This window comes from Streptococcus sp. LYSM12 (assembly GCF_004569635.1).
In the GTDB taxonomy this organism is placed as follows: Bacteria; Bacillota; Bacilli; order Lactobacillales; family Streptococcaceae; genus Streptococcus.
Window position 1 is genome coordinate 1 of record NZ_SPOZ01000013.1, and the last position, 22,991, is coordinate 22,991.

A 22,991-nucleotide genomic window follows, 5' to 3' on the forward strand; every position below is an offset into this window, starting at 1 on the left:
CTCAGAGATAGTTAAGTGACGATAGCCTAGGAGATACACCTGTACCCATGCCGAACACAGCAGTTAAGCCCTAGAACGCCGGAAGTAGTTGGGGGTTGCCCCCTGTGAGATAGGGTAGTCGCTTAGCAGTCAAGGGAGAAATCCCTTAAGGGGAGTTTAGCTTAGTTGAAAGGGAGAGGGAATCGAGCTTTCAATCGGGAGATGTGGAAAGCCTTGCTTTCTACTAATCCAGCTGAGCTAGGCTTCCTCCCATGGGAGTTTAGCTCAGCTGGGAGAGCATCTGCCTTACAAGCAGAGGGTCAGCGGTTCGATCCCGTTAACTCCCATAATGATAGTACTTAGGATTAGGAACTTGTCAGAAATTTATCTTTTGTCTAAGATTTTGATTCAGGTACAAATAAGCGGGTGTAGTTTAGTGGTAAAACTACAGCCTTCCAAGCTGTTGTCGCGAGTTCGATTCTCGTCACCCGCTTTTGGATTATATCCAAATACCAAACAGGAATGTTTGGGCGCGTAGCTCAGATGGTTAGAGCGCACGCCTGATAAGCGTGAGGTCGGTGGTTCGATTCCACTCGTGCCCATTATAACAATATGGTCCGTTGGTCAAGGGGTTAAGACACCGCCTTTTCACGGCGGTAACACGGGTTCGAATCCCGTACGGACTATTTTAGCTTTTTCTCAGTGATACTGTAGTAAAGTAGTAAGCAGATGAAAAAGTAATTCTAGAGAAGACCAACTTGGTCTTTTTTTATGCAATCAACATTAGCATCTTAAAGTTTTCAAAGTGCCTGAACCCCAAGGGATTTTACCTTTAATGACTTTGCATCGATTTCTGGCCTATATGAGTAGTACAAAGAAAGGGATTCGGAATGAGGCTTGAAGTGTATACGCTAGAGTCTGAGTGATTACAGTCATTGATGAGTAGTTGAGTGATTTTTTCTTTGATGACGGTTGAGATTTTGTGGGCTTTCTGGATTGGCTAAGGTCATAGTAACAATTATCTTCCCGCAATTTTTATAAGGGAAATGTCCTTTTTTAAGAGAATAACTGTAAAACCAGCACATTCTAGATAAGGGGCTTTAGAGATGCTTTAAAAATCTTATTTAGCCCTCTGACCTTTGTAGGCTAGCTATTTAGAAGCAGGTGTAGTCCAGATAGCTATAGAGTTCCTTGTGTATCCATATGTCTTATTGCCTATTAGTATAGTCATTTCATTTATACTTAGAGGAAATTTTGTTTCCCTATTTCTCACTTCCCATAAGCAATAGTTATGGGAAGTTACTTTTTAGCAATCTCTATTTCTGACTTGATATAATGTGGTTTAATTCGAAGCAACGCGAAGAACCTTACTAGGTCTTGAGATTCCAGTGATTTTTCTATAGAAAACAGCAGTCAGGGAAGTGACTGCTGTTTTATTCTATATGCTCTCTTTCTAATGAGCTGTTTGATTGATTTTCATTGTAGAGATCATAGGCATCTTTTTTCTACCCTTAAAAAGGCTCATAATCTCCTCAGTAGCTTTTCCTACTATAGAAATTATAGAGCCAGATTTTTTGGATAAGAGGGACGAATTGTAGCTAATACATTACTTGGAATATTCTGCAGTCTCTTCACTAGAGAGAGGTATATGTCGTTGGTAGTTCTACTTTTCTATAAACATCTGCAAGAAAAAACATCTATAAATATGTCTTTATATACAATACTTGTATATAAAGTTATTGACAAAGCCAATAACTTTAACTAATTGTTCAATCGTGATTAGCTTTCTTTCAATATGCTCCATTTGGAGAATAGGAGATTGCTTATATAAGGAGGTTTTAGATGTCTCATGCTATCATTCAACAGTTTATAGGAAAAAATAAGGATAATCTCCCGCAAGACGAGATTGCATTACTACGTTACAGATTAGAATATCTGACAGAATCGGAATTAAATGGAGTTATCACTCTGAGCTTACGTCAGCCTTTCAAAGCGATGCTTTTTTGTATTTTTTTTAGATATCTAGGGATTCATAGGTTTTATATTGGACAGGTTGGACTTGGATTTCTTCATTTATTTTGTAATGTATTGATTATAGCTGTCCTTATCTTATATACTTTGGTGTTACAATTTTCATGGAAATCGTGGGGGCTTGTTGCTATCATCTTACCAGCTTGGTTACTAATCTGGTTTGTTATGGATATCTTTACGATTTGGAACGATACTAAGTTAGCGAATTTAGATAAGATAAATGAGCATGTATTATCCATCTACTCGCATTCAAGAGGAGTTTATTAATGAAAGAGTTAAAAAGAACAGATGAAAAGCTAGGACGGTTTAAGGATGCTTCCTCCAATGAACTAGGAGAGCTAGGATTTTCTAGTGATGCCTATCAATATGAGCTGAGTAAAGACAATGTGATGCGGGACTTGGAGAGGGACATCCAAAAACGTAAGCAAGAAAAGTTATTTTATGCATCAAGTATGATAGGGGTTACAATCATTCTCTTACTTCTCCCTCTCTTTTTTATAGGAAAAGAAGACCAGGGGTACTTATCCTCAGAAGATAACTTTAGCAGTGATACTGTTACAGCCTCAAACTCAACCTCTAGTTCATTCTCAATGGAAAGTAGCAGTCAGTCCACAGCTTCCGTCGCAAATGGAGGAAAACCGTCCTCATCGGCTGTTTATGACCCAAGATTTGTTGGTCAAGAATTTTCCGTTCAAGTTTCTGTAACTGACTTAAATATAAGGAGCGAGCCGCAAGATACGTCGGATATAGTAGGGAATTGTCCACCAGGAAGATATACGATAGTAGAGGTGCATCAAAATAATGGCTATACCTGGGGAAGGTTAAAATCGGGAAAAGGATGGATTGCTCTTGATTATACAGACTATATGAACGAGACAAACAAACTCAACATTGATACGAAACGTTTGACAACTCAACAGGTCAAAAATTGGGTGCAAGCAGCCTATGAGCGGTCTATGGCTCCTTATGCTAATCATGATACTATTCGTGAAATTGATGTTCGAAAGGAAAAAGATGGCTTGGTCTATGCCAGAGTTTATGAAAACCGTCATCAAGCAGAATTTCTTTTTCGGATTTCTGCCGACGGCTATTTAGAAAGGCAGTCAGCAGAAGGGCAGTGGTCAATTCTTTCACGGAAGTACTTTGAGTAGTAACGATTGATGAACAGGGAGCAATGGCAGGAATAGCAGTTCTACGGTTGGTATTGAAATCGTTACATATACAATTCATCAGGTAGGAGAATTGTTTCAGACCCTTGTTTGTCAACAACTAATAATTTGGATGGATAAAGGGGGACAAAGGGAATCTGTAAATCAACGGAGAGAGCATTTTGATAATGCTCTTGCGAAAAGGTAACGGTCATTTTCCCCTTGTTATTAGTGAGTTGGAATTGGATAATGGATTTCAAGGGGATGACGTGTTTGAGGTAGTTGTCGATAATGTACCAGATACTGTCAATAACGTTGCCAGGTAGAGAGGTAACGATACCGAAGCTAGCGTATCGTCCAGTCGTATTTGTAAATGCCATAATAGCTCCTTTTTTATTTGCAAGAAAAAAGCCTGAAAATCAGGTTTTTTCTATATGCAACTTTAACGATTTCGTAGTTCTAAATATCGTTTGTACCAAATATTGACATAGGCTTGAGAGAAAGGACCTCGTTTGTTATTGATCCAATCCACAAGGATTTTGACATTTTCTTTGAGAATAAAATCAATATCTGCTGGATAATTCATCTGCCTGCGGTGGCGTTCATATTCATCAACATCTAACAAGCGCTTTTCTCCATCAACGAAAACCTTGACATCAAGGTCATAGTCAATGTATTTGAGAGCTTCGTTATCAAGGACGAAGGGGCTTGCTAGGTTACAATAATAGGATACGCCATTTTCACGAATCATGGCAATGATATTAAACCAGTATTTCTTGTGAAAATAGACAATAGCAGGTTCTCTGGTGAGCCAACGTCTGCCATCATTTTCAGTGACTAATGTATGATTGTTGACACCGATGATCGCATTTTCTGTTGTTTTTAGTACCATGGTATCGCGCCAGGTGCGGTGCAATAAGCCATCATGTTTATAACTCTGAATTGTAATAAAGTCGCCTTCTTTTGGTAATTTCACTTGGTTACCAACTTTCTACAATTTAAGTTTAATCCTATTCATTATACCATAACTTTTAAAGAATAGGAAAAATTTTCATCGATACTATTGTTTTGTTCGGGAATTAAGGTTTAGAGATAGTCCCGCAGTGTGCTTGTTATTTGTTGGGAATCATAGCCTTTGCGCAAGAGCGCTTGGAACAAGCGTTGTTGCAATTCGTAACCGTCGTATTTGCGACTATATTTGCGGTACTGCTTGGCCAATTCTTTTTGGATGAGTTGCTCTTCTAATTCATCATCTGATTTTAAATCAAGGTTTTTGATGGCAGTTTGGGCTTGTGGGTAAGAAAATCCTTTATTTAATAAGGATTGAAGCAATTTATCTTGTAAGGCTCTGGGAGGGAGTTTGTGGGCATGTATTTTGGCAAGCTTTTGGGAAAGACGCTCTGCAATTGGTAAAAAATCAAGTTTTTGGAGTTCTTCTTCGATGAGAGAAATAGAAATTCCTTTTTGAGAGAGTTTTTGTTTGAGGGCTTGGGGCCCTTTGTCTCCTGATAATTGATTTTGGTGGAGAAAGGTTTCGACATATTTTTGGTCATTAATCCAATTATCTGCTTCAAGATTGTTCAAAATGTGAGGAATAATAGTCGGCTCAATTTCGTATTTTTCAAGGTAGCGTTGAACTTCCTTTCGGGTGCGTTGTTTGAAAGAGAGGTGGTAGAGTGCAAGATTTTTACCATAGGATAGTTGGGCAAAGGACTGGATTTCTATCAATGTTTCTGGCGTAATATCCTTGTCTTTACTGAGCATAAAGCGGACAATCGTATCTTCGGTAATATAGAGTTGTTTGTTGCTATCCAACTCTAGCAGATAGAGGCGTTTTTTCTTTTCAAGTTTTGTGATTTTCATTCTTTCATTATACATGAAATTTCGGTAAAATAGTATTATGAGTATACAAGTAAAACAACGGATTGCCTTGAAAATTAAGCGAATGGGCATCAATGGTGAGGGGATTGGCTTTTATCAGAAGACCTTGGTCTTTGTACCTGGAGCTTTAAAGGGCGAGGAAGTCTATTGTCAGGTGACAGCTGTTAAGCGGAACTTTGTAGAGGCACGTTTGCTAAAGGTGAATCGTGCTTCTAAGTTTCGTGTTGCCCCAGCCTGCCCTATATATGAAGCTTGTGGTGGTTGTCAAATTATGCATCTGCGTTACGATCGGCAGTTGGATTTCAAGACAGATTTATTACGACAGGCTCTAAAGAAATTTCAGCCAGCAGATTTTGAAGACTATGAGATTCGTCCGACTATTGGTATGAAAGAGCCGAAATATTATCGTGCAAAATTACAGTTTCAGACGCGTCTGATAAAGGGAAAAGTTCATGCAGGTCTATACGCAGAGCATTCTCATCGCCTGATTGCAATTCAAGACTGTTTAGTCCAAGATAAAATGACGCAGACGGTTATCAATCAGGTAGCAGATCTGTTAACCAAGCATCGTATTCCTATTTATGATGAGCGACGTAATGGGGGCATTCGGACAGTTATGGTGCGACGGGCTCGAGAGACTGGGGAGATTCAGTTGATTTTTGTGACTTCTAGTCAGGTCAATCTGACACGTTTGGTAGAAGAGTTGGTCGGAGAATTTCCAGAAATTGTAACAGTAGCAGTTAATTGGAATGCCAAAAAGTCTAGCGAGATTTATGGAGAAAAAACAGAGATTATTTGGGGACAAGAAACGATTGAGGAGGCAGTCCTAGGCTATGCATTTGCCTTGTCGCCACGCGCCTTTTACCAGTTGAATCCAGAGCAGACGCAGATCTTGTATGGTGAAGCTATCAAGGCCTTGGACATTCAAGGACATGAACACTTGATTGATGCCTATTGTGGTGTTGGAACTATTGGTTTTGCCTTTGCAAAAGAGGTAAAATCTTTGCGAGGAATGGATATAATTGCTGAGGCGATTGAGGACGCTAGGCGCAATGCAGTAGCATTGGGATTAGACAATACGTATTATGAAACAGGGCTGGCGGAAGAAATTATCCCGCGATGGTATAAGGAGGGGTATCGGGCAGATGCTCTGGTTGTTGATCCGCCGCGGACAGGGCTTGATGAACGATTGCTTGCGACTATTGTTCGTTATCAACCAGCAAAAATGGTCTATGTGTCTTGTAATGTTTCTACTTTGGCTCGAGATTTGGTCCAGCTGGCTAAGGTCTACAAAGTAGACTATATCCAGTCGGTAGATATGTTTCCTCATACTGCACGGACTGAATGCGTAGTGAAGCTACAACGAAAGAAAGGGTGAGAATCTTTGATTTTAGCTGCTTCTTCCCGAGTTGGTTATTAGTGAAAGGTAGCGTAGGAACGCTAAAAAGGATAGAAAAGAATAGAGATATTGTCATCTATAGTAAGGTTTATTATAGTAGATAAAAAGATAAATAAGGAGGGAGTGGGAAAGAGCTCGACAGGTCAAAAAAGAGTTCGGTTTTTAGCTTATTTCCTGTATTCTAGCTTAGGGCTGAAACTGTCTATTCCTAGACCGCTTCCCTCCCCCTCCTCGCATCATAGTTCGTAGTGACTGTTGGAGGTTGGAAATGATGCGAACGCGTTCGCATCAGTCGTAGAGGTCAGATGTGGAGTGGGAAACACCAACAAATACGAGTAAAAAGCTCCACTGGAGCTTTTTAGCCTGCTTCCTGAAAAAGAGCAGCATTTCCAACCGTCAACGGCAGGATAGCTATTATAGTCATTTCGTTTACTTTTAGTACTAGGCAAGGAGCTGCAGGCTGTACTAGAGTACGGCAAAGCGAGTGAACGAAGTAACAAAAGATAAACGAAATGACTATAAAGTAAGCAACCACTGTGTCAACATCATTGGGTTCATAAAGTTAGAAGGCTGGGATTTTTTCCCAGCCTCTTTTTTCCCCCTTTTTGTTTGAAAATAGAAAGCAAAATCTTAAAAAATAAGGAACAGCACTCAATCAACATTAAAAATAGCAAACTAATACTTGTCCAGTATTGACCTTTTCCGCCGTTAGATATCTTTTTAAATCTCAGTTCTGGAGGAGGCTAGCTTTGCTATCCTTACTCTTTCATCATTTTTTAATGGTGATGCTCGTCAGACGTAGGTGTTTATAGAGTGTAGGTAGATAGGAAGAAAGGTGATATAGAAAGGGACAGTAAACTGGCTAATGATGTTTACTTGGTAGCTTCTAATCAGACGGATACGCCCTTTTATAGTTTTTTGTTTACTTTTAGTACTAGGAAAGCTGCAGGCTGTACTGGAGTACGGCAAAGCGAGTTAACGAGGTAATAAAAGATAAACGAAAGGACTATAATGCGGAGATAAAGTTGCTGGAGCAGTACATAAGTCTTTAAAGTTTTTGATAAGCGAGCTAGCGACCGATAGGTAGGTAATGATTGCTATACTTGTTGGTGGGGAGAGAGTTGTAAATTACAATACTATTACGTTTACCTATGTAGGGACAAAGAGTGGCTACTATATGGATATAGAAAATGTCATGAGGAAGATTTTTACATACGAAAGCAGAAAGTGACAACGAGCATTGTCCAGCATTTTAAGGAGGCAAGGCTATTAAGGGGACTTCTATCGACTTTATGATTTTTTTCGAAAGTAGGTGGACAGGAATCTATCCTTAGTCTTGCCCAATCATTTCAAAGAAATGGATGCGGAATTGAACGACAACTGTCGAGTAGTAGGATGACAGGTTTTTCTGTTCTGAATGCTCCTGTTTTGTATCAAGTTTATTTTATTTGAAAGAGTCTGCTATTTTGGATGATGTAAAAGATGTCTTACAGAAACTTTCTTCAACAAGTAGAAAAGCTTGTTATTTCTTAGGTCTTGCTCACCAGTTTCAGCTATTATTTGGTAGAAAATAGCAAAAAGCATTTAAATAGTTGCAATAAATTATAGGTTATGCTATAATTTTTATATAAAATAACAAAGGAGAACTACTATGTCAGGACAAATTCGTGTATCACCAGAAATGCTAAAAATTCGTGCTAAAGAATATGGCAGAGCCTCAAATGATATTCATCAAATGGTGCATAATCTTCAACGGTTACAAGATACGCTTCGTAGTGAGTGGGAGGGTGAGGCATTTAATGGCTTTGATAGCCAATTCAATGAGTTAAAGCCAAAAGTTCAGAATTTTGCTGAATTGATGCAACAAATCAATCTTCAACTTGATAAGACTGCGGATATTATGAGAGAAAACGACCTTGCTATTAGGAGTGGATTTGGTCTTCATCATGGCTGATAGTTATAAGCATCAACTTCTTTCGTCATTAGATCCCCTTGCTGGACTTCGGTTCTACCTAGAGTATTAAAACGACAAACATAGGTGTTGGGGTGGCGAAGTTATCATTTCATACTAGGAGAAAACAGTGAACAAGAAACGATTAAGCTGGTTGGGAGTGGCTCTAGTAGTCATTACAATGTTCATGTCTTTTTGGGGGATTATAAAACCAACTCCGATCAGCAAGACTTATTCTGAACAACCGTCACAGAAGCATTCTCTAAAAATTGCAGTTGTCAATGAAGATAAGGGAAGCAGTTATAATGGAGAAGATGTAAACATTGCAGATACCTTGTTGAAATCCATTTCAACTTCAACTGACTATGATATTGAAATGGTATCTCGTTCAATTGCAAGGAAAGGTTTGGAAAACAATACCTATCAGTTAATGATTATTTTTCCAAGTAAGTTTTCAGAGGATAGTTTAGCCATTGAGGCTACAAATCCCTCGCAGGCTGTGTTTCAGTATGAAATGAAGGCTGATAAGCAACTGGTTGTAAAGCAAGCTGAACAAGCTGTGCTTGATTTTAAGAGTATTTTAAACAAAGGTTTAATCAATATTTATTTTCTTAGTATTATTGGCAATCTTCAGACTGCCCAAGCACAAATTTCAGATGTGGTGACCAATGAAGGTAGCGCCTTAGAGGCTTATCATACGAGCTTAGTGAAGCCCTTGAACTCCTATTCTCAGCGATTTACAGGATTAAGTTCGACACCACGTAATTTAGTCAAGACTTATTCTTTATTTAGCAAGGAGCTTCATCATACAAATGATGCATTTACGTCAATTATGAGCGTGGATAAAAGCTATGAAGAAGAAATCAAAACGATTAAATCTTTGCAGGAATCTTGGCAATCATCGCTTGGGACGAGAGAACAGGGTTTAAGACAGTATGATGAAGCATTCTCGAAGATAAGGCTCGAACCACAGTTGGCTCAGATGAACGCTCTCAATTCTTATATTTTAGAACAGTTAAAGGAACCAGAAGTATGGAAAGATACAACAGATCAGGTAAAGAAATTCAATACGGAATTAAGCAGTTTTGTTGCTCGTTTAAGAGAGTTAAATACCGATATTGATACAGCCTTAACCAATTATGATGAAGCGATTGCGATAGCAGTTGAAGAATCATTGAATGATACGAGTGGGCAGGTTGATAAGACTGATGAGTTTAAGCAAACACTAGGGCTATACTTCAAGACCTTGCATGATACAATGCTTTCAAAGATAGATGATGCTATTATGGCGATGCCTTTCTATCATGATGATACCATTGAGAGGATGAGTTTATCGGACGCGGATAAAGCTTACTTAAAGAACATCAATCGTTTTGTAGAATGGTATTCGAAAGAAAATGGGAAGTCTCTGCCAGTAACGCGTGTAGCTACTTTTCACCAGGAGTATTTGGCAGAAGTTAAACAGGCTGTCCTGGACTATTTCCAAACACCGAGATCTATTTCTTTTAGTGACATAGAGGGTGAGGTTACCAGTGTGCAGCTAGTCGTTCCTGCAAATTATATAGTACATGTCAGCACCTATCCTATCTCAAAGATAAGTGATACAGAATATGCAATCAGTGGTTTAAATGGAACGTCATTTATAATTCCATATAGCCTTGAGAGCGCTAGTCCAGAACAAATGGATATCTTCCAAGATGTCCAAGTACGAGCAGTTGTGAAAACCTCCCAAGAAATTGAACTACTTTCTGATGAGAATGAGGAGAAAGAGAGGAGGATGACAGTTCCTGCGGATTTAGAAAATCCAGTCTCCAAACCTCAAGAAATGGAGGTAGACACGGTTCTAGGTAACCCGAAAGCAGCAACAAAGAACCTTACGAGAACTTATTCGTATACAGATATGATTTCTACTGCTCCTGCTTATACAGTGAACAAGGGTGTACAGGCTGTTTATGATGATGTGAAAAGCTATTTAGAAGTTGCCTCTCTTGCTAATGCCTATTATGATATGGACTTGCAGAGTGGTAAAATAAAGCCAGGTCCATCTACTTTATTGAATCAGACAGATGTTGATAGTTTAAAGACAATCATTGGTCACTTAATCAAAGATGCGACGGTTTCGAGTTTGAAAGATCGATTAAAAATTCCGGAGAAAGACTTGCAACAATTTGAAGCCAAGAGTGCAAATGCTGATGGGCTTATTAAAAATATTGAAAAACTAAGAAAAGGTACGTCAGATTTACTCGTTCAGCTAGGAGCAACGATTCAAGAAACTGAGAAAATTCATACGACTATTCAGAACAAGCCTGTGTTCATTGAAACCGAAAAGCATGAGAATACAAATCTAGTGACGATCACAATGGACTTGAACAAGGATCTGACTCAGCTGATGGCAGCCAGTCAAACACTGTTGAACAATACGAAATCACATCAATCTATCTCCAAAACAATAGAAGCAGATGTAGAAAGATTGTCCTTAGATGTTGCTACTCTTGAGAGAGAAGGCGAGTCTTTATCTAATCGCGTGCTAGAATTGAAACATGTGATGGACGATAAATACCAATCGAATAAAGAGTTCTTGCAAGCCTTTTCAACTGTTTTAAGCAATACCAAGACAGGAAATAGTAAAAATGAAGCTGTGTACGACTACTTATCGAATCCAGTTGATGCTGTCAGTATTCAAAGCGTTTTGGAAAACTCTGTACCTATGAAAGTAACGACAGCGCGTCAAGATGAGCGCTCTGGTTTTCTGATTATTTTGATTTGTTATTTGGTTGCTTTAGGAATTGCTTACTTGCTACAGCATGCGGCTCGTTTAGGCTTGCAGCGAGGGAAGATGACCAGTCGAATTCATTGGAAAAATGCGACAAGGCCTCTAACATTCTTAACAATGATGGGAGCTATTACAGGTATTGTCATTGCATGTATAGCAGGCTATAAATTGGACATGAGTGTCGACCAGATTGTCGCATTCGCATTCCTGTTAGGAATCATTACTCTATTTTTTACATATGGTATCAATTTACTGTTAGAAAAGTTGCATAGTTTGGGTTTCTTGATTGGGATTGCGCTATTGCTTTTGTATCTTATGACAGCTAGTCAGTTATTAGATGCACAGTATGTTAGCTCAACTCATTTCTTAGATGCAGTTTCTCCTGTAACGCATCTAGAAAATCTCGTAACAAGTGCTATTAACCATGCCACAGGTTGGATACTGCCAGCGACTCTGGTATTCTTGATGACTATAGTTTTAGGAAGTGTGAATGTACTGGTTTATCAAAAGGTAAAAGGAGCTAAGGAATCAATATGAAAAAACGGCTTGTCTTTCTTTTATTACTTAGCTGTCTATTATCCGAATCTATTGATGCAGCTGATGGCTCATTGAAAATAGATACGACTATTCATTCAAGACAAGAAGAAACCAAGGAGCTTCAGTATAGTGAGCAGGAAAGTGAACTTGTCAAGTTGTTTCATGTAGACACAACTGAAGCGATTCAAAAAATGCAAGAACAAGCAGACGAATTGGAGATAAGAGAAAGGAATCAACTTTTCTTGCAGCACCTATCTAGCGAGAATGTGATAGAAGCTTATCAATCATTGTTGTTTACTTCAACAAGCATGGTGTCAAATACAGGAAACCATCATGGTTCATTAAGTGCAAAGTCTTCTGTCCTTTCATGGCAGGCGGTAGGAATATTAGGTGTGGGATTCTGTGTGATGGGATATTCTATCATTCGTGTCTTCACTAGAGAAAAGAAATGAGAGAGTGTATGGATGGATATGTGAATGTTAGTTTGGATTTGACTCTATTGCTCAATCGGCAATTTGATCTGAGAGTTCCCTCCTCAATGACTGTAAAAGAATTCTTGCAGATTGTATCGGACTCCTATGGTCTTTCTCTAGCTGTCATCAATCCAACTGTACGAGTTGTGCAAATAGGGCAGCTGGTTGCAAGTACAGGGACATTAGAGAAATTGAAAGATGGAGTCTTGTTACAATTAGAAAGCATCTAGGATATCATCTGGAGAGAGTGATGAACGAATTAACAATAGAGCTATCCCTAGGGGATATAAAAGGAAATCGTGAGATAGCTTATGCCTTACTAGAGGCTAGACATCCTCTTTTTCTTACGGCAGCTATCAGTGTCCAAGGGGAAATGCTGTTAGTGGAAGCTTATCTTGAAAATGGGATGTATGGCTGGGAACGCTTGAGTGGTTTAACGGTGGAAGAACGATTACGTCATCTCTTGAATATTGGTCACTTATATAAGGAATTAGAGGTTTCTAAATACACGTATTCATTTGAACCAGAATCTATCGTTTTTACGATGAATGCTAGTCCTCGATTTATCCATAGGGGAATCAAAGGACAAGTACCACCCTACGTCCCAATAACAGAGGAAGAATTTCTTCAAGGCTATAGAGCGATGATTTTATCCCTTTTAGACGATAAGACAGATTATCTTTCTTTGCTGGATGGGAAAATCTCTTTTTACAAAGGAAATCTTTTTTGTGAGACTGTTTTAGAGGCAGAAACAATCCCAGATGTGTTGAACTTACTTCAAAAAAAATATACAGCGGAGAAGCAGTTCAATGAACAGCACTATTTAAGAGTGAGTCACACACTCGTTACGAGATTGAAGCTTTCTGTCCTTATTTCCGTCATTATGGCCGTTTGTTCATTGATTGGGCTGGGCTATTTTCTATTCTTTGCTTTGCCAAGGCAGGAAATCATTTCGGCGCTTCGACTAGCATTTGTTCAAGAAGATTATTCACAAGTCATCTCAATAGTGAAATACGTAGACAGTACATCACTAAGCCGAGATGATAAATATATTGTTGCGTATTCAGTGGTGATGACAGAGCATTTAACAGACGAACAAAAAGCGGAATTAAGTAGGATATCTCGTCAATCTAATGAAGACTATCTTCGTTACTGGGTCTTACTTGGACAAGCTAAGATTGATGAAGCGATTGATATTGCCAGCTTTTTAGATGATCCACAATTATTGATGTACGGAATGACGAAGAAATTGGATGAGATTCAGCGGAATCCAGATATGACTGCTGAAGAACGGACAGAGCAGATGAATAGCTACAAGTCGAAATTACAAGAGTTGAAACTGCAATATTTGACTGTTTCTGATAATAGTGGGCAGGGAGAAGCTGTGGAGATAGACGATTCGTCATCAGCTACTACACGTTCCTCATCACATTCGAAGAGGTAGGAGGAAGAGAGATGATGTATCTTATTTATGGAGAAAATGCTTATCCTCTCTATCCAGAAAAGAATTATGTGTTAGCTCAAGAAGTGGGATCGGATATTCCAATCCCGCTTGGGACTTCTCTTTCTTTAAAAGTGGACAAAGAAATGGTGTGGTTAGCAGACCAGAAGTATACAATAGGGGTTCATGTGATTGCTTTATCAGAAACTGTAACCGTCAGGCTCATGATTCTTCCTGAACCTCAGTACTTTCTTCTCCCAAAAGATGTTCTTTACTTATCAGGTGAAAAAGAGGCGACAATTTGTCTAGGAGGTTACTCGGGAGAAATTGTCTACACTTTTCATGAGAATAGTGAGATTGCTGTTATCAGTAGTGATGTGTATTTTTTAAATGGTCGCAAGCAGTCAGGGAAACAAGCTATTCGGGAAAATGATATTCTTGTTTTAGAGGAGGGGATTGTACTATCTCTTCAGAAGCAGTTTCTTTTTCTATCGACTGTTTTTGATATTGAAACTTCTCTATTGAACTTTTTTGAGCCAGTAGTAGAGGGGCAGGCGAGAGAGTTTCATCGCTCACCTCGCATTATTTTAAGAGAGCCGGACGGGCAGATTACCATTGCCTCTGCTCCAGCAGATGAAGCTATTGTGAAACAGTCATTACTGAAGCTTTTAAGCACTCCTCTAGCGATGATTGTATGTACAGGTTTTATCTATTTCTTTTCTCGCAGTGGAGGAATGGTCTTCATGATGATGGGGATGTCCATTATCACAATTGGAACCTCTCTTTATACCTATTTCTCGGATAAGAAACACCATAAAGAAAAACAGGTACAAATACTACAGGACTACATGTCGTATTTAGATACGAAATACAAGGAACTGTCAGCGTATAAAGAGGAGCAGATAGCAGCACTCCTGTATCACTATCCAGATATGCAGACCATTCTTGAAATGGCAGAAAGAACGGATGGGCGAATGTATGAAAAAGCAGCCTACCATTTTGATTTTTTGACCTATCACTTGGGATTAGGAGAAGTATCGGCTAGCTTCCAAATTGACGATAGCAAGGCCGAGCTAACAAACTGTAATGAGGAAGCAGGACAAAAGGTGCAGGAACTGGTATCGTACTATAAAATGCTAAGTTCAGTTCCGATTCAACATACGATTGCTAGTCCCATTGGTTATATTGGAAATCGTAGGATTGTTATGGAGCAGGTTCAGCAGCAGCTGATGCAAATCGCTGCTTTCCAAAGTTACCATGATGTGCAATTTATTCCCATTTTCCGTGAAGAAGAACTGTCGTTTTGGAATTGGAGCCGTTGGTTGCCCCATATCAAGATTCAAGCCTTTAACAGCCGTGGATTTGTCTATAATCAACGGACACGAGATCAGTTACTGACCTCTTTCTATCAGATTGTTAAGGAGAGAAAGTTAGATAGGGAGCAGGATAAGGATACTGAAAAGCAGTATGCCCCTCGTTATATTTTGTTGATTACAGATCTAAGTCTCCTTTTAGACCACAATATTAGAGAATATATCAATGAAGATTTATCTCATTTGGGAATTCATTCTATTTTTGTAGAAGAAGTCATTGAAAGTTTACCAGAACATGTGCAGACCGTTGTGGATTATCAAGGAGATAAGAAAGCGATTCTTTTGCTTCAGAATGGTCGCTATGTGAATAAATCGTTTGTTCCTTTACCGATGATTGATATGCAGTCTAAGGAGGATTTTGCCCGGAATATGGCAGGGATTCATCATGTTCAAACTTTAGGCAATTCAATTCCAAATAGTGTGACTTTCTTAGAGATGTATGGGGTTAGTCGCGTTGAAGAACTGAATATAGTGACCCGGTGGTCGAAAAATGAGACCTATCAAACCATGGCAGTTCCATTGGGAGTTCGTGGACGTGATGACATTCTCTATCTAAACTTGCACGAAAAAGCTCATGGACCGCACGGCTTAATTGTTGGAACAACAGGGTCAGGGAAGTCTGAACTGATTCAATCCTATATTTTATCACTAGCTGTCAATTACCACCCATATGAAGTAGCTTTCTTATTGATTGACTACAAAGGAGGAGGGATGGCCAATCTGTTTGCGCCCCTCCCACACCTTGTAGGAACAATTACCAACTTAGACGGTAGTCAAGCCAATCGCGCCCTTGTATCCATTAAGGCAGAGTTAAAAAAACGTCAGCGAATTTTCTTAGAAAATGATGTAAACCATATTCATCACTATACAAAGCTTTTTAAAGAGGGAAAAGTAAGTGAACCCCTCCCCCAACTGCTTATTATCAGTGATGAATTTGCCGAATTAAAAGCCGATCAACCAGATTTTATAGAGGAGCTGGTTTCTATTGCCCGTATTGGTCGCTCATTGGGAGTAAAATTGATTCTAGCTACCCAGAAACCAAGCGGTGTGGTTAATGATCAAATCTGGTCCAACTCGAAATGTAAGATAGCTCTAAAAGTTCAAGATGTTGCGGATTCACAAGAAGTCATCAAAACCCCAGATGCGGCAGAAATCACTCAAATAGGCAGGGCTTACCTGCAGGTTGGGAATAACGAAATTTACGAGCTATTCCAAAGTGCCTGGTCAGGGGCGGACTATAATCCAGATGGGGAACATCAAGTCAAACGAGAAACCACAATCTATGAGATTACAGATAGTGGTCAGTACGTACCGATTAACAAAGATTTAAGTGGTTTAGTATACCAGAAAGAGGTCAAAACCATTCCAACAGAACTAGACGCGATTGTTAGAAAAACTCAGGAATTATTTGAGAGTTTGCAGCTCCCTAAAGTGGCCAGCCCTTGGTTACCTCCGCTAGAAGAGAGAGTGTATGCTCATGATTTACAATCGGTAAATTTTAACGATTATTGGAAACATAAGCCTAGTCCACTAGAGATTTTAATCGGTTATCAGGATATTCCAGAAAGGCAGGAGCAATCTCCACTTTATTTCAATATGGAACAAATAGGACACATTCTTCTAGTATCTAGTCCAGGGTTTGGGAAATCCACTTTTCTTCAGAGTTTGGCTGTAGATGCTATGAGAAAACAATCGCCAGCTAATCTGCATTTCTATCTTTATGATTTTGGGACAAGTGGTTTGATTTCTCTATCAGATTTCCCACATGTAGCAGACTATTTTACCCTCGATGAAACAGAGAAAATTCTGAAGTCCATGCGTCGTCTTCAACAGATGGTCAAGGAGCGTAAAAAGGCCTTGTCGGAATTGAAAGCGACGAATTTACACCAGTATAACCAACTATCTGCATCTAGCTTTCCGACACTCTTCATTATGATTGATGGTTTTGATAGTGTCATAGATGCACTATTTGTGGATGTTTTCTATGATGTCCTGAATATCATTGCCCGAGATGGTGCTTCATTGGGCATGTATCTTGTGACGACCATGTCTCGTCTCCATGCAATGCGATTACAGCTTCAGTCTAATTTTAAAACGAAACTTTCTCTCTTTCTGTTTGATACAGGCGATCTATCAAGTATTGTAGGACGTTCGACTATTGAACTAGATGAGATTAAGGGGCGTGCAGTCATGAAATTAGATGAAATTACCCAGTTTCAAATCGCCTTACCATACCTTAGTGAACAATATGGTGACTATATTAAAGAGGTGGCACAAGAAGTATCTGCGATGAAAGCTGCCTACCGAGGTGAATTGCCAAGTGGTGTAGCGATGTTACCTGAAAAGGTAACAGTTGATCATCTTACGGTTTCTACTAACAAATTTGTCTTTGGCTTAGAGAGGGAGTGGGTACAGCCCGTCGGTTTTCATTTTGAAGCTCCTATCTTAATGGCTGCCGAAAGGCTGGTTTCCATTCATCATTACTATAAGATCCTGGATTTTTATATCCAACGATTGAAAGAACAGTACCATGTTGTCGTACTTGATAACAATGAGAAGATACCAAGACAGTTTTTTCAGGGAGCCAATCGCTTTACAAGTGGATTAGAAGTAGGCGGTGTTTTTCGCACCATTGTGGAGGACTTAAAAGATAGGGTTGCTAATCCACAGGTGGCGTATCCAAATTGTTTAGTCCTTATTCCTGATATTGCTACAGCAGGAATGAGTGCTTGTTTGAGTGAAGTAGACATGAAGCTTCTTTTGATTGACGGAGCTAGGAACGGGATTACACTGCTCTTTATAGGAAGCTATCAAGATTTGGTCAATAACAGCTATGATAGTTATGTCAAGCTCATGCTTCAGCTAGTAGAACAAGTCTTTTTAGGTGTTCGCATCAGTGATCAGAATCATACCCGCTATCCGTATATGAACAATGAACCACCTCTCCAACCGAATCAAGGCTATATCCTCTATCCGGAAAGATATGAGTTTGTACAATTACTTGAAATGTAGAATGTGATGCGGGCAGATCTTACAGTCTTTTAGTTGGCTTTTCGTACTAGGCAAGGAGCTGCAGGAGGCTGGGTAAAAAGTCCCAGCTTTCTCACTTTATGAACCGAATGCCGTTGACGCAGTGGTTGATTGCTTCAATGGCAGGATAGTTGTTGAAGTAATCAACTAATGCGCTGAGAGGTCGATCCGAATTCTGAGAAGTGGAGATGAGTTTTTACACCCTCAAGAGTGTTGAAGCTGTATACTAAGCGGGGCTTATCTCTTTGTGAGTAAAGCAGAGGAGATGTTAGGGATGTGAAAAAAGTTATATAAAACAGTTTAAAACAAGGAGAAAGCTGTGCTTAGATGCCTATGGTAGTCATGGTTCTGTGTTTGAATTTCCTAGTTCCAGGATATTTGTCACAATTTTTAGGGAAATTGTGGGTATTCTTGTATTACAACTGAGGAGAAGTAAAAGTAACGGGGGCAGGAGTATTGTCCAGCTTGCATTTAGAGAGAAAATAGCCTATACTTATAGTGGTTATAACCAACAAAGGAGTAAATACCATGGCTGATATATCTAGTACAAAGCCTCTTTATCTTCAACTAGTCGAGACTCTTGAGACAGAAATTCGAGACAAGATGGTAGCAAATGAAAAATTGCTATCGGAAAGAGAATTGACACAGGTTTACGGTGTTAGCCGTATTACTGTCCGTTTGGCCTTGCAGGAACTAGAAAAAAGGGGATTGGTGTATAAGGTTCATGGTAAGGGGACTTTTGTGTCAGAAGTAGGGCATCAAGTAGTTGATTTATCAATGGCCTATAGCTTTACGGAACAAATGCGCAGGGTCGGTCGCGTTCCCAACACACAAATTTTATCTTTCGAGCGGATTCAGGCGACGGATTATTTAGCTCAACGCCTGCAGATTGCAATTGGTGAGCCTGTCTTTGAGTTGGAGCGTTTACGCTTAGCTGACGGAATTCCTATGATGTTAGAGCGGACCTATGTACCTGCCTTGGTGTTTGATTCCTTGTCTGAGGAGGAATTGCAGACGCGATCTTTATATGCTATTTTTGCAGAAGATTACGGTCAGATTATTCGTTTGGCAGAAGAGGAATTTTATGCCAGTATCGCACTTGAGAATGAAGCAAATCTTCTTGATATACATAATGGAGATGCGGTTTTGCACTTGGTTCGAAAAACATACAATGATAAAAATAGAATGATTGAATATACCTTTAGCATTGCACGTGCTGATCAATTTCGCTACAAGATTATCCACACACGCGGAGAATAAGGGGATAAATAAAAAGGGCTTAGCATCAAGTTTATTATAAACTATTGATGTTAAGCCTTTTCTGCTAGATTTAGTTATGATGATTAGCTATAAACTTGAGTTTTTCTCCCCGTCTTATAGTCCTTTCGTTTATCTTTTATTACTTCGTTCATTCGCTTTGCCGTACGCTAGCACAGCCTGCAGCTCCTTGCCTAGTACTAAAAGTAAACGAAAAGACTATATCTTCTAACTAGAATATTGCCTATTGGAGTCTTACAAGTCTGATTGCCTGCGCATTTGATTTATAGGCTTAAAAATAGTTAGTGTTTATTGGCTACAATTTCAAATTTGAAGAATTTCCAATGTTTGTAGGTCTCGATATATTCCAGAATTTCCTCTGTCCCTGTTCGTTTGGTTGTCCGAACCTGAAAAATACTTGGTTCGTTATCTGTCATATTGAGATGTTTTGCTACTTCTGTTGGGGTAGGAAAGACGACTTCGTTGGTTTCAGAATAGAATTCTTCGGACATGTGTAGGTTAAAGTCCAATTTAAAGCGCTGATAAATGGATTTGAAATGGGTGAGTGCTGCATCAGGTTCTTTGATATAGCGTGCTGGAATGTAGGACTGATGATAGATATAGGGTGTTTGTTCAGTCGAGCGAACGCGGATAATTTTATAATAGTAAGAGTTTTTACCAAGCTCCAATTTTTCCAGAATACGTGGGTCATTGCCTTTTTCACAGGCTAGAACCTCCACGCTATCCTTCTCAAGTGGAAAGATTTCAATATCTGAAAATTCGACGAGTTTACCCTTGCGAGAGCGGGAGACAAAGGTTCCCTTTCCTTGTTGGCGAACGAGATAGCCATCTTTGACTAATTCGTTAACGGCTCGAATGACGGTGATAGAGCTAACATTGTAGAGTTTGGTTAATTCAGCCTCGGTATAAAATTTATCACCATTTTCAAATTTTCCTGAAATAATCTGGTGACGTAAGTCATTTTGTATTTGTTGATATTTTGGTACTTTCATGATTTTCTCCTTTAGATCACACATCTTAATATACTTATTATACTAAATTTTTATGAAAATAGAAAAATTTTAAAAAAACAACTGGACATAACCAGTAAAATGTGTTAATATATTGATAGAAAACAAGAAAACGGTTACAAGGAGAGCGCAGTGAATACTTTTCAGATTCGAGAAGAATTTTATATTGATAATCAGCCTTTTAAGATTTTATCAGGGGCGATTCACTATTTTCGAGTGCATCCAGATGATTGGTATCATTCCTTGTATAATTTGAAGGCTTTAGGTTTTAATACAGTTGAAACTTATGTTCCTTGGAATTTGCATGAGCCTCAAAAGGGTGTTTTTACAACGGACGGTATCTTGGATATTGAGCGCTTTTTAACGATTGCGCAGGAGCTTGGCTTATATGCTATTGTTCGTCCGTCACCTTACATTTGTGCAGAATGGGAGTGGGGTGGTCTTCCTGCTTGGCTATTGACAGAGCAGGTACGTGTGCGCTCAAGGGATGAAGTTTATCTACGACATGTGGATGATTATTATGCTTTTCTTTTACCAAAGTTAGCCAAACATCAGCTGTCCCAAGGGGGCAATATCTTGATGTTCCAAGTAGAAAATGAATATGGTTCTTATGGTGAGGATAAAGACTATCTGAGGGCAGTAGCTGCTCTGATGAGAAAGCATGGTTTGACTGCTCCTTTATTTACCTCAGATGGTTCTTGGAGAGCGACTTTGCGAGCTGGAACCTTGATTGACGAGGATATACTGGTCACAGCGAACTTTGGTTCAAATGCTAAGGGGAATTTCGAGCAATTACAGGCTTTCTTTGAAGAACATGATAAAAAATGGCCACTCATGTGTATGGAATTTTGGGACGGTTGGTTCAATCGTTGGGATGAAGACATCATTCGTAGGGATCCAGATGAGTTGGCTCAGGCTGTCATGGAAGCAGTTGAGCTTGGTAGTGTTAATCTTTACATGTTCCACGGTGGTACCAACTTTGGTTTTATGAATGGTTGTTCGGCACGCGGACAGATTGATTTACCGCAGATTACCTCCTATGACTATGATGCGATTTTAGATGAGGCGGGCAATCCAACCAAAAAATTCTACGCCCTCCAAGCCTTAATGAAAGAGCGTTATCCGCAACTTGATTATGCAGAACCCCTGGTTAAAGAAGCAAAGGCTTATCCAATCGTAGCTTTGAATGACAAGTTGAGTTTGTTTGCCGCACTGGAAAATATAAGCGACCGCCAGAGTGCTTTTTATCCAAAATCGATGGAAGAGCTAGGTCAGAATGTTGGCTATACTTACTATAGGACACAAATTGAAAAAGATAAGCCTACTGACGAACGTTTGCGCATCATTGATGCCAGAGATAGGGTGCAAGTCTTTTTAGATGGTCAAAAGATTGCGACCCAGTATCAGGAAGAAATTGGGGAAGAGATTAGCTTTCAACAAGCTGATACAACCGCAACAGTAGGTATTTTAGTTGAAAATATGGGGCGGGTGAATTATGGTCATAAGTTGACAGCACCAACTCAATGTAAGGGACTTGGGCGCGGAGTGATTGCAGATTTACATTTTATCGGACAATGGGACATGTACCCGCTCCCACTTGAGCGATTAGATGAGCTTGTATTTACAGGAGAATGGAAAGAAAATCAACCCGCTTTCTATCGTTATCATGTAAGGATTGAGCAGTGCCAAGATACCTATCTAGATATGACAGGTTTTGGTAAGGGGGTTGTCTTTGTTAATCAAGAAAATATAGGTCGTTTCTGGGAACGAGGCCCACTTCTTTCTCTCTATATACCAAAGGGATATTTAAAGAAAGGAGAAAATGAAATTATTGTCTTTGAAACAGAGGGCAAGTATAGGGAGAACCTTCGTTTTTCACAGGAGCATGTGTATAAAGAAAAAGGAGAATAATGATGGCAATTATAGGAACACGTATTGATGGTCGATTGATTCATGGTCAAGTGGCTAATCTTTGGACAACTAAACTCAACATTTCACGAATTATGGTTGTAGATGATGAGGTGGTCAATAACGACATTGAAAAATCAGGCTTGAAGTTGGCTTGTCCTGCTGGTGTGAAATTATCTATTTTACCAGTTGAAAAGGCAGCAGCCAATATCTTAGCAGGTAAATATGACTCACAACGTCTTTTAATCGTAGGGAAGCGTCCAGCTCCATTTTTAGGATTGGTAGAAAGAGGGGTTGAAATACCTGAACTCAATGTTGGAAATATGTCCCAATCATCTGAATCTCGCTCTGTTACTCGTTCTGTAAATGTTGTAGATGCAGACATCAAGGTCTTTGATGAATTAAATGCTAAAGGTGTGAAATTGGTTCATCAAATGGTACCAGGTGATACTGCTAAAGACTTCTTACCTTTGCTTGCTAAGGTAAGATAGGCAGCTAATACCTGTCAAAAATCAGCTTCTTACATCGTTCACCTATCTTGTTGAGTGGCTGGATAAGAGATAGGAATGTCTGACACAAGTATCACTCGTTTTATTTCCAACTCTCAGCAATCTATCTTTAGACTATTGCTACCCCGCTGTTGAAGCTAGCTAGGTTCATCACAAATGAACTGTGGTGGTAGCTATCGGGCGGGTTGGCTTGCAATCAATGAACGTTATTTCTAAAGGGAGCCATAGCTCCAAAGGTATGCTATATTTGGAGCTAGCTAAGGCTAGTAG

16 protein-coding genes, 4 tRNA genes and 1 rRNA gene are annotated in these 22,991 nt (G+C 39.4%); 17 read left to right on the forward strand and 4 right to left on the reverse strand.

The window, feature by feature from the left end; translation table 11 throughout:
* Nucleotides 1-11 precede the first annotated feature (11 nt).
* The 7 genes from rrf to E4T79_RS05415 all read left to right on the forward strand — a co-directional run bounded on the left by rrf (nt 12) and on the right by E4T79_RS05415 (nt 3,161).
* Nucleotides 12-127, forward strand: a 5S ribosomal RNA gene (rrf, locus tag E4T79_RS05385).
* A gap of 126 nt (nt 128-253) precedes the next feature.
* Nucleotides 254-326, forward strand: a tRNA-Val gene (locus tag E4T79_RS05390).
* Between the two features lie 75 nt (nt 327-401).
* A tRNA-Gly gene (locus tag E4T79_RS05395) sits at nt 402-472 on the forward strand.
* Between the two features lie 35 nt (nt 473-507).
* Nucleotides 508-581, forward strand: a tRNA-Ile gene (locus E4T79_RS05400).
* Between the two features lie 12 nt (nt 582-593).
* A tRNA-Glu gene (locus E4T79_RS05405) sits at nt 594-665 on the forward strand.
* Nucleotides 666-1,821: 1,156 nt separating this feature from the next.
* A complete protein-coding gene (locus tag E4T79_RS05410; protein WP_135028406.1) occupies nt 1,822-2,277 on the forward strand; it encodes a TM2 domain-containing protein in 456 nt (151 codons plus the stop codon).
* The gene (locus E4T79_RS05415) at nt 2,277-3,161 is read left to right on the forward strand and encodes a hypothetical protein (protein WP_135028408.1); all 885 of its coding nucleotides are present in this window, start codon (nt 2,277-2,279) and stop codon (nt 3,159-3,161) included. Before E4T79_RS05410 ends, E4T79_RS05415 begins: the two co-directional genes overlap by 1 nt.
* Before the next feature lie 62 nt (nt 3,162-3,223).
* Here E4T79_RS05415 and E4T79_RS05420 read toward each other — a convergent pair whose 3' ends face one another.
* The 3 genes from E4T79_RS05420 to recX all read right to left on the reverse strand — a co-directional run bounded on the left by E4T79_RS05420 (nt 3,224) and on the right by recX (nt 5,021).
* Nucleotides 3,224-3,538, reverse strand: coding sequence for a DUF960 domain-containing protein (locus E4T79_RS05420; RefSeq protein WP_135028410.1), 315 nt, complete (start codon nt 3,536-3,538; stop codon nt 3,224-3,226).
* Nucleotides 3,539-3,600: 62 nt separating this feature from the next.
* Complete coding sequence (locus tag E4T79_RS05425) at nt 3,601-4,134, reverse strand: DUF402 domain-containing protein (RefSeq protein WP_135028412.1); 534 nt, start codon at nt 4,132-4,134, stop codon at nt 3,601-3,603.
* A 110-nt stretch (nt 4,135-4,244) separates the two neighbouring features.
* Nucleotides 4,245-5,021, reverse strand: coding sequence for a recombination regulator RecX (gene recX, locus E4T79_RS05430; protein WP_135028414.1), 777 nt, complete (start codon nt 5,019-5,021; stop codon nt 4,245-4,247).
* A gap of 37 nt (nt 5,022-5,058) precedes the next feature.
* Here recX and rlmD point away from each other — a divergent pair, with 37 nt between their 5' ends.
* From rlmD to E4T79_RS05470, 8 genes are all read left to right on the forward strand, one after another.
* Nucleotides 5,059-6,417: a 23S rRNA (uracil(1939)-C(5))-methyltransferase RlmD gene (gene rlmD, locus E4T79_RS05435; RefSeq protein WP_135028416.1), complete on the forward strand. Its 1,359-nt coding sequence runs from the start codon at nt 5,059-5,061 to the stop codon at nt 6,415-6,417.
* Nucleotides 6,418-8,089: 1,672 nt separating this feature from the next.
* Nucleotides 8,090-8,392, forward strand: coding sequence for a WXG100 family type VII secretion target (locus E4T79_RS05440; protein ID WP_135028418.1), 303 nt, complete (start codon nt 8,090-8,092; stop codon nt 8,390-8,392).
* A gap of 127 nt (nt 8,393-8,519) precedes the next feature.
* Nucleotides 8,520-11,699, forward strand: coding sequence for a type VII secretion protein EsaA (gene esaA / locus E4T79_RS05445; RefSeq protein ID WP_135028420.1), 3,180 nt, complete (start codon nt 8,520-8,522; stop codon nt 11,697-11,699).
* Nucleotides 11,696-12,151 carry a type VII secretion protein EssA gene (gene essA, locus E4T79_RS05450; RefSeq protein WP_135028422.1) on the forward strand — a complete coding sequence of 152 codons (456 nt, stop codon included), beginning with the start codon at nt 11,696-11,698 and terminating at the stop codon, nt 12,149-12,151. The genes esaA and essA overlap by 4 nt, the downstream gene beginning before the upstream one ends.
* A gap of 8 nt (nt 12,152-12,159) precedes the next feature.
* On the forward strand, nt 12,160-12,402 hold the full coding sequence (locus E4T79_RS05455; RefSeq protein WP_135028424.1) for a type VII secretion protein: 243 nt from the start codon (nt 12,160-12,162) through the stop codon (nt 12,400-12,402).
* A 20-nt stretch (nt 12,403-12,422) separates the two neighbouring features.
* Nucleotides 12,423-13,616 carry a type VII secretion protein EssB gene (gene essB / locus E4T79_RS05460; RefSeq protein ID WP_245168057.1) on the forward strand — a complete coding sequence of 398 codons (1,194 nt, stop codon included), beginning with the start codon at nt 12,423-12,425 and terminating at the stop codon, nt 13,614-13,616.
* A gap of 11 nt (nt 13,617-13,627) precedes the next feature.
* Nucleotides 13,628-17,998, forward strand: a complete 4,371-nt coding sequence (essC, locus tag E4T79_RS05465; protein ID WP_135028428.1) for a type VII secretion protein EssC — start codon at nt 13,628-13,630, stop codon at nt 17,996-17,998.
* 546 nt (nt 17,999-18,544) lie between these two features.
* Nucleotides 18,545-19,276, forward strand: a complete 732-nt coding sequence (locus E4T79_RS05470; RefSeq protein ID WP_135028430.1) for a GntR family transcriptional regulator — start codon at nt 18,545-18,547, stop codon at nt 19,274-19,276.
* Between the two features lie 299 nt (nt 19,277-19,575).
* Here E4T79_RS05470 and E4T79_RS05475 read toward each other — a convergent pair whose 3' ends face one another.
* Complete coding sequence (locus E4T79_RS05475; RefSeq protein ID WP_135028432.1) at nt 19,576-20,286, reverse strand: GntR family transcriptional regulator; 711 nt, start codon at nt 20,284-20,286, stop codon at nt 19,576-19,578.
* Nucleotides 20,287-20,436: 150 nt separating this feature from the next.
* Between E4T79_RS05475 and E4T79_RS05480 the strand changes: the two genes are divergently transcribed.
* Nucleotides 20,437-22,215 carry a beta-galactosidase family protein gene (locus E4T79_RS05480; protein WP_135028434.1) on the forward strand — a complete coding sequence of 593 codons (1,779 nt, stop codon included), beginning with the start codon at nt 20,437-20,439 and terminating at the stop codon, nt 22,213-22,215.
* Nucleotides 22,216-22,217: 2 nt separating this feature from the next.
* The gene (locus E4T79_RS05485) at nt 22,218-22,703 is read left to right on the forward strand and encodes a PTS sugar transporter subunit IIB (RefSeq protein ID WP_135028507.1); all 486 of its coding nucleotides are present in this window, start codon (nt 22,218-22,220) and stop codon (nt 22,701-22,703) included.
* The last annotated feature ends 288 nt before the right edge of the window (nt 22,704-22,991 follow it).

Coding starts and splice junctions, on each gene's coding strand:
- E4T79_RS05455 (WP_135028424.1), top strand. CDS start 12,160: ATGGATGGATATGTGAATGTTAGTTTGGATTTGACTCTATTGCTCAAT.
- recX (WP_135028414.1), bottom strand. CDS start 5,021: ATGAAAATCACAAAACTTGAAAAGAAAAAACGCCTCTATCTGCTAGAG.
- E4T79_RS05475 (WP_135028432.1), bottom strand. CDS start 20,286: ATGAAAGTACCAAAATATCAACAAATACAAAATGACTTACGTCACCAG.
- essA (WP_135028422.1), top strand. CDS start 11,696: ATGAAAAAACGGCTTGTCTTTCTTTTATTACTTAGCTGTCTATTATCC.
- rlmD (WP_135028416.1), top strand. CDS start 5,059: ATGAGTATACAAGTAAAACAACGGATTGCCTTGAAAATTAAGCGAATG.
- E4T79_RS05485 (WP_135028507.1), top strand. CDS start 22,218: ATGGCAATTATAGGAACACGTATTGATGGTCGATTGATTCATGGTCAA.
- E4T79_RS05440 (WP_135028418.1), top strand. CDS start 8,090: ATGTCAGGACAAATTCGTGTATCACCAGAAATGCTAAAAATTCGTGCT.
- essB (WP_245168057.1), top strand. CDS start 12,423: ATGAACGAATTAACAATAGAGCTATCCCTAGGGGATATAAAAGGAAAT.
- E4T79_RS05415 (WP_135028408.1), top strand. CDS start 2,277: ATGAAAGAGTTAAAAAGAACAGATGAAAAGCTAGGACGGTTTAAGGAT.
- E4T79_RS05470 (WP_135028430.1), top strand. CDS start 18,545: ATGGCTGATATATCTAGTACAAAGCCTCTTTATCTTCAACTAGTCGAG.
- essC (WP_135028428.1), top strand. CDS start 13,628: ATGATGTATCTTATTTATGGAGAAAATGCTTATCCTCTCTATCCAGAA.
- E4T79_RS05420 (WP_135028410.1), bottom strand. CDS start 3,538: ATGGCATTTACAAATACGACTGGACGATACGCTAGCTTCGGTATCGTT.
- E4T79_RS05410 (WP_135028406.1), top strand. CDS start 1,822: ATGTCTCATGCTATCATTCAACAGTTTATAGGAAAAAATAAGGATAAT.